Below are 13,139 nucleotides of genomic sequence, written 5' to 3' on the forward strand. Positions count from 1 at the left end.
GGCGCCGCAGTCTGTCCCCATCTGGGGACATCGCCACGGCCGGTGCTGCCTACACTGCGCCCTGAACAAGACGCACGACGGAGACCCCCATGCACCAGCCCCATGCCCAGCCCAGGCAGTCCATCTACTACCGCTATCAGGTGCATCGGCCCTGGCTGCCATCGGAGCATCCGGGGGTGCAGCGGCACCCCGTCGTCATCGTCGGAACGGGGCCGGTAGGCCTGACCACGGCACTGGAGCTGGCGCGCCACGGGCAGCGATGCGTGCTGCTGGAGTCCGAGCTGCAGGTATCCGAAGGCAGCCGCGCCATCGTCTTCACGCGCCGCTCCATGGAGATCCTCCAGCAGGTGGGCGTGGCCGGGCGGGTCAGCGACAGCGGGCTGCCATGGCGCTTTGGCAACTCCTTCTACCGGGGCCAGCGCGTGTTTCGCATGGAAGCACCGCACAGCGAGGACGACCGCTTCTTCCCCATGACCAACCTGCAGCAGCAGTACCTGGAGGAGTACCTGGTCGATGCCGTGCTGGCCCATCCGCTGATCGAGTTGCGTTGGGGCAACCGCGTGGAGCGGGTGGAGCAGGCTGGCGAAGGCGCCGCTGCAAAAGCGCGGCTGCAGGTGGACACGCCCGAGGGGCCGTATGCGCTGGAAGCCGACTGGCTGGTCGCAGCCGATGGCGCACGCTCGGGCATACGCACGGCCATGGGCCTGGTCATGGAAGGGGCGTCATACGAAGGCCGCTTCGTGATTGCCGACATCCGCATCGACCTGCCGCTGCCCACCGAGCGCCTGGCTTTCTTCGATCCGGTGTGGAACCCCGGCAACACCATCCTCATGCACCGCGAGCCGCACGGCATCTGGCGCGTGGACTACCAGTTGCCTGCGGGCGAAGATCCGCAGCAGGCACTGAAGCCCGAATCGCTCAAGGCGCGCATCGACGCGCAACTGGAGATGATCGGCTTTGGCGGCACGCCCTGGGAGATGGACTGGAGCTCGGTCTACTCGGCACGCGCGCTGACCTTGCCGGACTACGTGCATGGCCGCGTGGTCTTCACGGGCGATGCGGCCCACCTGCTGCCCATCTTCGGGGTGCGCGGCGCCAACACCGGTTTCCAGGACGCCCAGGCCCTGGCCTGGCGCCTGGCCCTGGTGGCGCGCGGCGTGGCGCCGGCCCGCTTGCTGGACAGCTACAGCAGCGAGCGCGTGGGCGCGGCGCGCGAGATTGTCGAAGAGGCCGGCAAGAGCACGCGCTTCATGGCGCCGCCTTCGCGCGGCTTCCGGCTGCTGCGCGATGCCGTGCTGTCGCTGTCGCTCACCCAGGCCTTCGTGCGCCCGCTGTACCACTGGCGCACATCACGCCCCCATGAGTACGCCCGCTCGCCCCTCAACAGCAGGGACGACGACAACCATTTGTTCAAGGGCGGCCCCGCCCATGGCGCGCCGCCGCAGAACGTGTGCCTGGCGCCGGACGACTATCTGCTGGACCACCTGGGCGGCGGATTCGACCTGCTGTATTTCACCGATGGCTCGGCCGTGCCGCCCGCGTTGAGCGAGGTTGCCCGCGTGGTGCGCGGCCGCGGCGTGGGCCTGCGCATCGTGGCCATCTCCAGCCAGGCGCAGCCGCAGCCAGTTCAGGGCGCTGACCTGACCCTTTCCGATGGTCAGGGCCGCTGCCGCGAACGCCATGGCGTGCCCGCTGATCCACCTTCTGGCGCCGCCTACCTGCTGCGGCCCGACCAGCATGTCTGCGCACGCTGGCTGGCGCTGGATGCGCGGCGTCTGCAATCCGCACTCGACAACGCCACCTGCACGCAAGGAGCCCAGGCATGAGCCAAGCACACACATCGCCCGACACGCTTGAATCGCCCGGCACCCTGGATATCGCCGGTCTGGAGGCCGTCTACGACCAACTGGCCACGGCCATTGACGCGGCAGGCCCGCAGCAGTCCGAGCTGTTTCTTGTCAAGCTGGCGCTGCTGGCGGCCGAGCGTCTCGGCAGCGCCCAGCAGTTCTCCGAGCTGGTGCAGGCGGCGCAGCAGGATCTTCAGCCTAGGGTAAACAGCTAGCCCTGCCGGGTGGTTGCGTGGCCGGCGCTGGCTAACATCGGCCCGGAATCAAGGATGCCACGACCCCATGGATGTGCTGAGCGAAGTTCTCGATATTTGCCGGTCAGAGCGCGCCGTGACGGCGCGTTTTGCGCTGACCGCGCCGTGGAGCCTGAAGTCCACGGGCGTCACGGGCGCCATGATCCGCATGGCGCGCGGCGCGCCTTACTGGATACAGGTGGAGGGCATGCAGCCGCTGAGGGTCGAGCCCGGCGATCTGGTCATGCTGCCCATGGGTGCGGCACATGTGGTGGCCTCGGACCTGGGCATGGCCTGCGAGCTGTTCTCGCGGCTGATCTCCCGCCATGCCGAAGGCCCGCAGGACGAGAATCCGCTGGTCTTCAGCCATGGCGGCGGGGGCGAGGCGACCGACATGTTTTCGGCCCTGCTGTGGTTTTCAGCCTATTGCCGGCATTCGGTGTTCCGCATCCTGCCGCCGCTCATCCACATCCGTGCAAGCGATCTGCCGCTGGCCGATTGCCTGGCCGCCACCATGCAGTCGCTCACGCTGGAGACGCTGGCGCGGCGCCCTGGTTGGCGCCTGTCGGCCGCGCGCATGGGCGAGTTGCTGCTGGTCAACATCCTGCGCGAGCATCTGGCGCGCGAGGCCGCCGTGGGTGAAGGCTGGCTGCGGGGCCTGGGCGATGCCTGCATTGCCCGCGCCATCGTCTGCATGCACCGGGAGCCGCAGCGCAGCTGGAGCGTGGAGACGCTGGCGGCCGAGGCCGGCATGTCGCGCACCCGCTTCAGCATGCGTTTCAAGCAGCTGGTGGGCGCCACGCCCATCGGCTACCTGACGGCGCACCGCATGGCGCTGGCCGCCCAGCAGATGGAGGCCGGCGGGCTGTCATCGGCCCGCATCGCAGAGAACGCGGGCTACGACTCTCCCAAGGTGTTTGCGCGGGCGTTCCGCCGCTGGTCCGGGCATACGCCCAAGGCCTATCTGGCGCAGGAGGCCGCAAAGAGGTCGGGCTGGCAGCAGCAGGAAGGCCGTATCAGGGGGCTGGAGCAAGACCCTTAGCCAGCAGGGTTGAGTGCCGAAACGTACACTGGCCGGTTCCTTCCGCACAGGCTCCCAGAAGCCGAACCGCCCATCATGAACGCCCCCGTTGACGTTTCCTTTTTCCATCGCGCTGCCAAGCCGCTGACCAGCTACCGACCGTACTGGGCCAAGCGCTTCGGCACGGCCCCGTTCCTGCCGATGAGCCGGGCCGAGATGGACCAGCTTGGCTGGGACAGCTGCGACGTGATCCTGGTGACGGGCGATGCCTATGTGGATCACCCCAGCTTCGGCATGTCGGTGATCGGCCGGGTGCTGGAGGCGCAGGGCTTTCGCGTGGGCATCATCGCCCAGCCCGACTGGCAGAGCGCCGAGGCCTTCAAGGCCCTGGGCCGTCCCAACCTGTTCTGGGGCGTGACGGCGGGCAACATGGATTCGATGATCAACCGCTACACGGCCGATCGCAAGATCCGCTCCGACGATGCCTACACGCCGGGCGACGTGGGCGGCAAGCGCCCTGACCGCGCAGCCATTGTCTACAGCCAGCGCTGCCGTGAGGCATACAAGGACGTGCCCATCGTGCTCGGCGGCATCGAGGGCAGCCTGCGCCGCATCGCCCACTACGACTACTGGAGCGACAAGGTGCGCCGCTCCATCGTGGTGGACAGCAAGTGCGACATCCTGCTGTACGGCAACGCCGAACGCGCCCTGGTCGAGGTGGCCCACCGCCTGGCCGCGCGCGAGCCCGTGGAAAGCATTACCGATGTGCGCGGCACGGCCTTCTTCCGCCGCGAGTCGGAAGCGGGCTGGTTCGAGCTGGACTCCTCCGTGGTGGACGAGCCCGGCGTGGTCGAGCCCCACATCAACCCCTACATGACCACCAGCGAGCAGGCCGAGGCCCAGGGCCAGACCTGCTCCAAGGAAGAGGGTGATGCCGCCGCGAAGCCGGACGGTGCCTCGGTCGCCGCCGTTCAGACCATCCAGTTCGTGCCCAATCCGTCGCTGCGCGGCAAGGGCAAGCAGCCGCCGCGCGACAAGACCGTGCTGCGCCTGCCCAGCTACGAGCAGGTCAAGGCCGATCCCATCCTGTACGCCCATGCCAACCGCGTGCTGCACCTGGAGACCAACCCCGGCAACGCCCGCGCCCTGGTCCAGGCCCACGGCGAGGGCGTGACCGCGCGCGATGTGTGGCTGAACCCGCCCCCCATTCCGCTGACCACGGCCGAGATGGACTGGGTCTTCGGCCTGCACTATGCGCGCAGCCCCCATCCCAGCTATGCCGACGCCAGCGGCAGCCATGAAGGCGAGACCAAGATCCCGGCCTGGGAGATGATCCGCACCTCGGTCAACATCATGCGCGGCTGCTTCGGCGGCTGCACCTTCTGCTCCATCACCGAGCATGAAGGCCGCATCATCCAGAGCCGTTCCGAGGAGTCCATCATCCAGGAGGTCGAGGACATCCGCGACAAGGTCAAGGGCTTCACCGGCACCATCTCCGACCTGGGCGGCCCCACGGCCAACATGTACCGCCTGGGCTGCAAGAGCCCCGAGATCGAGGCCGCCTGCCGCAAGCCCAGCTGCGTGTTCCCCGGCATCTGCCAGAACCTGCACACCGACCACGCCCCGCTGGTCAAGATCTACCGCCGCGCGCGCAATCTGCCGGGCATCAAGAAGATCCTGATCGGTTCGGGCCTGCGCTACGACCTGGCCGTGAAGTCGCCCGAGTACGTCAAGGAGCTGGTGCAGCACCATGTGGGCGGCTACCTGAAGATTGCGCCCGAGCACACCGAGTCCGGGCCGCTGACCAAGATGATGAAGCCGGGCATCGGCAGCTATGACCGCTTCAAGCAGATGTTCGAGCAGTTCAGCGAGGAAGCGGGCAAGAAGCAGTACCTGATTCCGTACTTCATCGCGGCCCACCCGGGCACCAGCGACGAGGACATGATGAACCTCGCCATCTGGCTGAAGAAGAACGGCTTTCGCGCCGACCAGGTGCAGACCTTCTATCCCAGCCCCATGGCCACGGCCACGGCCATGTACCACTCTGGCCGCAACACGCTGACCAAGGTGCGCCGCGAGATGCGCGACGTGAACGAGGAGTCGGTGGACATCGTGCGCGGTGAAAAGCGCCGGCGCCTGCACAAGGCCTTTCTGCGCTACCACGACCCGAACAACTGGCCGCTGCTGCGCGAGGCCTTGAAGGCCATGGGCCGTGCCGACCTCATCGGCAACGGCAAGCAGCACCTGATCCCCACCTTCCAGCCCCTGGTCGATGGCGGCTACCAGAGCGCGCGCCGCAAGAACAGCACGCAGGGCACGGGCGTGGCCGCACGTGCCGTGGTATCCCAGCAAGGCAAGGCCTACGCCCTCAACAAGGCCGGTGGCAAGAATGCCGGGCCGGGCAAGGTGCTGGCAGAGTCGCGCGAGCCTGCGGGCGATGTGCGTTTCCGTTCCAGCCAGCCCCAGCCGGGCCGCATGCTGACCCAGCACACGGGCCTGCCGCCGCGCCCCGGTGTGGGTGGTCCTTCCCGTTCTGCGGGCGCTGCCGGTTCGGGCCGCAAGGCGGCGCCGGGCGGTCGCAAGCCGCGCTGACGCGCCTTTGCCTCTAGCTGGCGGCCGGCGCCAGCGTGCCCTGCCATTCGCGGCGGGCGGCCTGGGCGCCGCTTTCAAAGTAATGCGTGTCCAGCGGCACGGGCCGTGCCAGGGCAAAGCCCTGTGCATAGTCCACGCCCACGGCCTGAAGGGCCTGGGCGATCTCGCGGGTTTCCACATACTCGGCCACGGTGCGCTTGCCCAGAATGTGGCCTATGCGGTTGATCATCTCCACCATGGCGTGGTTGCTGGGGTCCTGGAGCATGTCGCGCACAAAGCCGCCGTCGATCTTCAGATAGTCCACGGGCAGCTGCTTCAGATAGGTCAGCGAGGACATGCCCACGCCAAAGTCATCCAGCGCAAAGCGGCAGCCCAGGGTGCGCAGGGCCTGGATCAGCCTGGTAGCACTGGACAGGCTGGCGATGGCGCTGGTCTCCGTGATCTCGAAGCACAGCAGCTGCGGCGCAATGCCATGCGTGCTCAGCTGTTTCTGCACGAAGTCCAGCAGCCCGTCGTCATCCAGGCTGGGGCCTGACAGGTTGATGGCGCAGGTGTCGATGTGGCGCAGTGCGGCCGGATGCTGGGCCAGCGTGGCCAGCGTTCTGGCGATCACCCAGCGGTCCACCGTGGGCATGATGCCGTAGCGCTCGGCCGCGGGAATGAAGGTGGCCGGCGAGATGATCTGGCCCTGCTCGTCGCGCAGCCGCAGCAGCACCTCGAAATGCAGGCCTCGCTGGCCGTCGGGCTGCAGCGGTGCAATGCTCTGGGCGTACAGGCAAAAGCGCTCCTGCTCCAGCGCCATGCGTATGCGTGTCACCCATTCCATCTCGCTGACGTGGCGGGTGTACTCCCCATCGTCGCTGCGGTAGACGTAGATGCGGTTGCGGCCGCGCTCCTTGGCGCGGTAGCAGGCCATGTCGGCCATGCGCAGCAGGTCCTGGGCCGACTGGACCTCGCCGCCGATGTGCACCAGGCCGATGCTCAGCCCCGTGCGCAGCACCTGCTTGCCCCAGTGCACGTGCAGGGCCTCGGTCGCCTGGCGCAGCTTCTCGGCAATGCGCAGGGCGGGCTCGGGCGGGCAGTTCTCCAGAAGAACGCCGAATTCATCTCCGCCCAGCCGCGCGAGGGTGTCGGTCTCGCGCAGGTTGTGCAGCAGCAGGCGGCTGACCTCGCACAGCATCTCGTCGCCCGCCGGGTGGCCGCAGGTCTCGTTGATGAGCTTGAACTGGTCCAGGTCCATGTACAGCACGGCCGAGGGCCGCAGCCTGTGCTGGCCCTGGTTGAGCAGGCGCTGCAGGCGGCGCTCGAACTCGACGCGGTTCTCCAGCCCGGTCAGCCCGTCGTGGCTGGCATGCCAAGACAGTTGGTCCAGATACTGCTGCTCGCGCGAGACATCCCTGAGCACGATCACCGCACCGGCCGGGCGCTCCCCGCCGCCGCTGATGGCCGACCCCATGAGCTTGACCGGCACGATGCTGCGGTCATGGCGCCGCAGCCAGCGCGTATGCTCCTCGCGCAGTTGCTGGCCCGACAGCAAATGGGCCAGCAGGCTTTCCGCGGTCTGGGTGGTGTCAATGCTGTTGAAATGCAGGCCCTTGGCCAGGTGCTGGCCCTTGAGCTGTTGCTCGCTGCTGCCCAGCAGGCCCAGCGCGGCGGGGTTGGCATAGTCCACCACGCCCTGGGCGTCCGTGGTGATCACGGCGTCCCCCAGCGAGGCCAGCGTGGTCTGGGCCCTTTCCTTTTCCGTCAGCAGGTCGTTTTGCACCTGCTGGCGCTGCTGCAGCATGCGCCGCGTATGCCAGAGCGCCACCAGGATCAGCGCCACACCCAGCACCAGATGGATGCCCTGCAGCCACATCACCATCTGCCGTGAACTGCGGCCCAGCGAGGCGCTGAACTGCTGGGTGGCCGGTGTGACGCCGGCGTTGATTTGCTCGATCTCGCGCTTCCAGGTGATGGCGTCCTCGGCGCTGACGCTGCCCACGGCGTGGCGCTGCTCTATCTCCTGGGCCAGCCTGTCGAGCTGCTGCAGATACTGATCGCCTTGTTTCCAGTAGCGATAAGGCTCTTCCAGAAGCTCGACATGACGGAAGGTCTGCATGAGCCAGATCAGCGCCTCGGCATCGTCAGGGTGGTTGCCTCCCAGAAGAATGCCGGCACGCGCATCCTTGACCCTGGCTGGCACATCGTCCAGCGCCATGCGCGCCTGCCAGTCGCCCGCGGGAATGGCCATGGCCTGCTCGAAGCGCGCCATATCGCGCGCCGAGCCGCTGTCCACATAGCGGCTCAGGGCGTAGATGGCGTCCTTCTGTGCCTTGGACCACAGGCTTTCTCCGGCCACGAAGGCGCGCACGGCAGACACCAGGTATAGGCTGCCGCTGGCCATGACCACCAGCACCACGACCACCAGCACCAGGGGCCAGATGCGCTGCACCAGCTGCAGTACCGGCACATGGGCTGGGGGCTGGCTTTGCATGGGTGGAGCAGGGGAGGGTTGGCCGTGTGGGCGGCTCAGGCGCTGGCGCCAATGCGCCGCAGAACTGGCGCCGAATGGCTGGGTGGCTGACGCGTCCCGGATATCCGGGCGGTTGATGGATGTTCTCGAACCATGGGGCTGCCTCCAGATAAGCCGATTATGGGTGTTTCCAGATGTGTTCGGGTTGTCCGGTTGTATGCGCAACTCCGATTTAAGAGGAGCGGGCTATTACGGTAAAGAGGGTCATTGGCCGCAGCATGCCCGCATGCTGCGGCCAGCCATGACCTGCGCGGCTTGTAGGTTGCGGACAGGTGGTGCTTTTAGGTGTCCGCCTACAAGCGAGGCCGTGCCTGGGGTGGGCCGGGAAGAGGGTGCAGGGGCAGATCGTCCTGCTCGGCCAGGTCTGCCAGCTCGGCGCAGGACAAGGGGGCCAGGAAGGCTTGCAGGGCTGCATGCATGGCGGGGCTGCGCATGCTGGCGATGCTGCCATCGCCATTCACCGACGCCACGGCGCACAGGCGGGCCGCGAAATGCGGCTCCAGGGCCGCCACGGCCACCGATCCATCGGCGCAGGCGTAGACGCGATAGCCTGCGTGCGCACCGCCCACATCGCCGTCGGGCCGGGTCAGGCCCCAATGCCAGGGCAAAGCCAGCCACTGCGCGGCCTGGGCCAGGCCTGTTTCCTGGAGACTGCCGTGGCCGCTGCGCTGGCGCAGCAGCCAGGCCTTGAGCACGGCTTCGCTGGCCATCAGCGCACCGGCCATGTCGGCAAACAGGCTGGGTGGCATGGCGCCGCCCTGTACCAGCCCCGCCTCGGCCTGGTAGGTCAGGTCATGGCCCGGCACGTCGGCCAGGGCTCCCGCGCTGCCGACGATGCGCACCAGCGACAGCTGAGGATGGCGCTGCTGCAGCGACGCCCAGTCCAGCCCCAGCTTGGCCAGTGCGGCGGGGCGGAACGAGGTGAGCAGGATGTCGGCCGCATCCAGCGCATCGTGCAGCGCCGTCTGTCCTTCCTCGCTCTTGAGCTGTGCCTGCCAGACCGCAATGCCCTGGTGCATATCGGCATAGGCTTGCGGGCTGTAGTGCGCCATCGGGTCTGCACCGGCCACACCGGCTGTACCGGCCGCACCGGCCGCGGCGGGCTGTGCAGCCGGAGGCTCCAGCTTGCTGCACTGCGCGCCCATGGCGGCACAGCGCATCAGGGCGGCGGGGCCGGGCAGATTCAGGGCCAGACTCAGGATGCGCACGCCCGACAACGGCAGCCCGTTGGTGGGGGAAGAGGAGAGGGGCGCGTGTAGCGCAATGGGTTCAGGAGGCGCGTGATCGGGCATGGGAATGGAGCGTCTCGTTGTGCATTCGGTTTTCAACTGCACGCATGATCGCACCCATGCCTCCAAGGGCCTGGCGCATACCGGACGGTGAGGATGCAAAAGCCGCCCGGAAAAAGAAAATGCCGCCAGGGCAATGCACCGTTGGCGGCATGTCTGCAAACCCGGCGCATGGCCGGGCAGCCGGGGTGGGGGTCAGACCACCTTGGCGATCGACTGGCAGACGTAGTCGATGTTCTTGCTGTTGAGCGCGGCCACGCACATGCGGCCCGTATCCGTGCCGTAGACGCCGAACTCGGTGCGCAGGCGCACCATCTGGTCCTTGCTCAGGCCGGAGTAGCTGAACATGCCGATCTGGGTGGTGATGAAGCCCATGTCCTGCTGGACACCGGCAGCCTTCAGGCCATCAACCAGCTTCTGGCGCATGGCCTTGATGCGCACGCGCATCTCGCCCAGTTCCTTTTCCCACAGGGCGCGCAGCTCGGGGTTGTTCAGCACGGCGGCCACCACGGCTCCACCATGGGTGGGCGGGTTGGAGTAGTTGGTGCGGATGACGATCTTGAGCTGGCTCAGCACGCGGGCCGCTTCTTCCTTGTCGTTGGCCACCACCGACAGCGCGCCCACGCGCTCGCCGTACAGGCTGAAGCTCTTGGAGAACGAGGTCGAGACGAAGATGTTCAGGCCGGCGGCCACGAACTTGCCGATCACGGCGCCGTCTTCGGCAATGCCGTGGCCAAAGCCCTGGTAGGCCATGTCGAGGAAGGCCACCAGACCCTTGGCCTTGACGGCGGCGATCACCTGGTCCCACTGCTCGGCCGTGATGTCATAGCCGGTCGGGTTGTGGCAGCAGGCGTGCAGCACCACGATGGTGCCGGCGGCCGCTGCGTTCAGGTCGGCCAGCATGCCTTCGAAGTTCACCTTGCGGTTGACCGCGTCGTAGTAGGCATAGGTGCCCACTTCGAAGCCTGCATTGGTGAAGATGGCCTTGTGGTTTTCCCAGCTCGGGTCGGAGATCAGCACCTTGGCGGCGGGGCTGATCTTCTTGAGGAAGTCGGCGCCGATCTTCAGGCCGCCGGTGCCGCCGATGGCCTGCACCGTGGACACGCGGCCGGACTTGACGACGTCGGACTCGGCGCCGAACACCAGGCCCTTGACTGCGGCATCATAGGCAGCGATGCCGTCGATGGGCAGGTAGCCGCGGGCCGTGGGCTTGTCCATCATCGCCTTCTCGGCGGCCTGCACGCATTCGAGCAGGGGCAACTTGCCGTTGTCGTCGAAGTACACGCCCACGCCCAGATTCACCTTGCTGGGGTTGGTGTCGGCAGCGAACTGCTCGTTCAGACCCAGGATGGGGTCGCGGGGGGCCATTTCGACGGCGGTAAACAGAGACATGAAGCGTCCTTGGGATGTCTTGGGAGGTGGAAAAAACGCGGCTAGCCCCAAGCTACGGTAGGCTTTCGGGTTAACCCATGAATTCTAGCGATCTCGCCGGCCGATACTCACTTTTGCGAACCCACGTCATGCACGAAGTCTCTGATTCCTCTCCAGCACCTGAGGCCTCCGGCCAGTTCGTGCATTTCGCGGACTCCCCCTTCGAGCTGTTCCAGCCCTATCCGCCGGCCGGCGATCAGCCTGCCGCCATTGAAAAGCTGGTCGAAGGCATCCAGGATGGCGAATCCTTCCAGACCCTGCTGGGCGTGACGGGCTCGGGCAAGACCTTCACCATGGCCAACGTGATCGCCCGCCTGGGTCGCCCGGCCATTGTCTTCGCGCCCAACAAGACGCTGGCAGCGCAGCTGTACAGCGAATTCCGCGAGTTCTTTCCCAAGAACTCCGTCGAATACTTCGTCAGCTACTACGACTACTACCAGCCCGAGGCCTATGTGCCCCAGCGCGACCTGTTCATCGAAAAGGACAGCGCCATCAACGAGCACATCGAGCAGATGCGGCTGTCGTGCACCAAAAGCCTGATGGAGCGGCGCGACGTGGTCATCGTCGCCACGGTCTCGGCCATCTACGGCATCGGCGAGCCCGAAAGCTACCACCGCATGATCATGACGCTGCGCACCGGCGACCGCATCAACCAGCGCGACGTCATCGCGCAACTGATCCGCATGCAGTACCAGCGCAACGACCAGGACTTCAGCCGGGGCAAGTTCCGCGTGCGCGGCGACACCATCGACGTCTTCCCCGCCGAGCATTCCGAGCTGGCCATTCGCATCGAACTGTTCGACGACGAGGTTGAAAGCCTGCAGCTGTTCGATCCGCTGACGGGCCGCGTGCGCCAGAGCATTCCGCGCTTCACCGTCTACCCCAGCAGCCACTACGTCACGCCGCGCGACAAGGTTCTGGCCGCCGTGGAAACCATCAAGCTGGAGCTGGCCGAGCGGCTCAAGCAACTGGTGGGAGACGGCAAGCTGGTCGAGGCCCAGCGCCTGGAGCAGCGCACACGCTTCGATCTGGAGATGCTCACCGAGGTCGGCCACTGCAAGGGCATCGAGAACTACACCCGCCACCTTTCAGGCGCCGCACCCGGCGAGCCGCCCAGCACCCTGACCGACTACCTGCCCGGCGACGCCCTCATGTTCCTGGACGAGAGTCACCAGATGATCGGCCAGCTCAACGCCATGTACAGCGGCGACCGCTCGCGCAAGACCACGCTGGTGGAATACGGCTTTCGGTTGCCTTCGGCGCTGGACAACCGGCCGCTCAAATTCGAGGAATTCGAGCAGCGCATGCGCCAGGTCATCTTTGTATCCGCCACGCCGGCAGACTACGAGAAGACCCACTCGGGCCAGGTCGTGGACCAGGTCGTTCGCCCCACAGGCCTCATCGATCCTGAAATCGAAGTACGCCCGGCCACCAATCAGGTGGACGACGTGCTGCAGGAAATCCGCCTGCGCGTCGAACGCACGGAGCGTGTTCTCATCACCACGCTGACCAAGCGCATGGCCGAGCAACTCACCGACTACCTGAGTGAAAACGGCGTCAAGGTGCGCTATCTGCACTCCGACGTGGAAACGGTGGAGCGCGTGGAGATCATTCGTGACCTGCGCCTGGGTGTCTTCGACGTGCTCGTGGGCATCAACCTGCTGCGCGAGGGGCTGGACATCCCCGAAGTCTCGCTGGTCGCCATCCTCGATGCCGACAAGGAAGGCTTTCTTCGCGCTGAACGCAGTCTCATCCAGACCATCGGCCGCGCCGCGCGCAACCTGCATGGCAAGGCCATCCTCTATGCGGACCGTGTCACGGAGTCCATGAAGAAGGCCATTGGCGAGACCGAGCGACGCCGTGCCAAGCAAATATGCTTCAACGAGGAAAACGGAATCGAGCCCAAGCAGATTGTCAAGCGGGTGAAAGACCTGATTGATGGTGTCTACAGCGAAAAAAGTGGCAAGGAAGCGGAACGCCTGCAGGCCAATCAGCTCGAAAGAGCGCGTGTCGAGGACATGTCCGAAAAAGATGTGGCCAAGGAAATCAAGCGTCTGGAGAAGCAGATGCTCGAACATGCGCGCAGCCTGGAGTTCGAACAGGCTGCGCGGGTGCGCGATCAGCTGGCGCTGCTCAAGGAGCAACTGTTCGGGGGCTCATCCGTGCAGGTTTCCTGAGGCGGCGCCTAGCCTGAAGCCCGTTAGCTCCTGT

Annotated in this window: 8 protein-coding genes; 5 read left to right on the forward strand and 3 right to left on the reverse strand. The window is 66.4% G+C overall.

Features of this window, described 5'->3' with window-relative positions:
- Window positions 1–89 precede the first annotated feature (89 nt).
- From ACM14_RS13280 to ACM14_RS13295, 4 genes are all read left to right on the forward strand, one after another.
- Window positions 90–1,826: an FAD-dependent monooxygenase gene (locus tag ACM14_RS13280; RefSeq protein ID WP_065346382.1), complete on the forward strand. Its 1,737-nt coding sequence runs from the start codon at window positions 90–92 to the stop codon at window positions 1,824–1,826.
- Window positions 1,823–2,062 (forward strand): DUF2783 domain-containing protein, encoded by a 240-nt coding sequence (locus tag ACM14_RS13285; protein ID WP_065346383.1) that lies wholly within the window; start codon window positions 1,823–1,825, stop codon window positions 2,060–2,062. Before ACM14_RS13280 ends, ACM14_RS13285 begins: the two co-directional genes overlap by 4 nt.
- A 67-nt stretch (window positions 2,063–2,129) precedes the next feature.
- Window positions 2,130–3,122: an AraC family transcriptional regulator gene (locus ACM14_RS13290; RefSeq protein ID WP_043822934.1), complete on the forward strand. Its 993-nt coding sequence runs from the start codon at window positions 2,130–2,132 to the stop codon at window positions 3,120–3,122.
- 75 nt (window positions 3,123–3,197) lie between these two features.
- Window positions 3,198–5,693 (forward strand): YgiQ family radical SAM protein, encoded by a 2,496-nt coding sequence (locus ACM14_RS13295; RefSeq protein WP_013802206.1) that lies wholly within the window; start codon window positions 3,198–3,200, stop codon window positions 5,691–5,693.
- Between the two features lie 13 nt (window positions 5,694–5,706).
- Here the strand turns inward: ACM14_RS13295 and ACM14_RS13300 are convergent, their stop codons facing one another.
- The 3 genes from ACM14_RS13300 to ACM14_RS13310 form a co-directional block, all read right to left on the reverse strand.
- Window positions 5,707–8,169 carry an EAL domain-containing protein gene (locus tag ACM14_RS13300; RefSeq protein ID WP_013802207.1) on the reverse strand — a complete coding sequence of 821 codons (2,463 nt, stop codon included), beginning with the start codon at window positions 8,167–8,169 and terminating at the stop codon, window positions 5,707–5,709.
- Window positions 8,170–8,501: 332 nt separating this feature from the next.
- Complete coding sequence (locus tag ACM14_RS13305; RefSeq protein ID WP_065346384.1) at window positions 8,502–9,500, reverse strand: CoA transferase; 999 nt, start codon at window positions 9,498–9,500, stop codon at window positions 8,502–8,504.
- Window positions 9,501–9,692: 192 nt separating this feature from the next.
- Complete coding sequence (locus ACM14_RS13310) at window positions 9,693–10,889, reverse strand: amino acid aminotransferase (RefSeq protein ID WP_012205827.1); 1,197 nt, start codon at window positions 10,887–10,889, stop codon at window positions 9,693–9,695.
- 128 nt (window positions 10,890–11,017) lie between these two features.
- Between ACM14_RS13310 and uvrB the strand changes: the two genes are divergently transcribed.
- The gene (gene uvrB / locus ACM14_RS13315; RefSeq protein ID WP_065346385.1) at window positions 11,018–13,105 is read left to right on the forward strand and encodes an excinuclease ABC subunit UvrB; all 2,088 of its coding nucleotides are present in this window, start codon (window positions 11,018–11,020) and stop codon (window positions 13,103–13,105) included.
- The last annotated feature ends 34 nt before the right edge of the window (window positions 13,106–13,139 follow it).

The sequence above is a fragment of the Delftia sp. JD2 genome, assembly GCF_001682645.1.
Lineage (GTDB): Bacteria > Pseudomonadota > Gammaproteobacteria > Burkholderiales > Burkholderiaceae_C > Comamonas > Comamonas acidovorans.

What these genes read in the sequence shown, in the direction of transcription:
- uvrB (WP_065346385.1), top strand. Translation starts at nt 11,018, where the DNA reads ATGCACGAAGTCTCTGATTCCTCTCCAGCACCTGAGGCCTCCGGCCAG.
- ACM14_RS13295 (WP_013802206.1), top strand. Translation starts at nt 3,198, where the DNA reads ATGAACGCCCCCGTTGACGTTTCCTTTTTCCATCGCGCTGCCAAGCCG.
- ACM14_RS13310 (WP_012205827.1), bottom strand. Translation starts at nt 10,889, where the DNA reads ATGTCTCTGTTTACCGCCGTCGAAATGGCCCCCCGCGACCCCATCCTG.
- ACM14_RS13285 (WP_065346383.1), top strand. Translation starts at nt 1,823, where the DNA reads ATGAGCCAAGCACACACATCGCCCGACACGCTTGAATCGCCCGGCACC.
- ACM14_RS13305 (WP_065346384.1), bottom strand. Translation starts at nt 9,500, where the DNA reads ATGCCCGATCACGCGCCTCCTGAACCCATTGCGCTACACGCGCCCCTC.
- ACM14_RS13280 (WP_065346382.1), top strand. Translation starts at nt 90, where the DNA reads ATGCACCAGCCCCATGCCCAGCCCAGGCAGTCCATCTACTACCGCTAT.
- ACM14_RS13300 (WP_013802207.1), bottom strand. Translation starts at nt 8,169, where the DNA reads ATGCAAAGCCAGCCCCCAGCCCATGTGCCGGTACTGCAGCTGGTGCAG.
- ACM14_RS13290 (WP_043822934.1), top strand. Translation starts at nt 2,130, where the DNA reads ATGGATGTGCTGAGCGAAGTTCTCGATATTTGCCGGTCAGAGCGCGCC.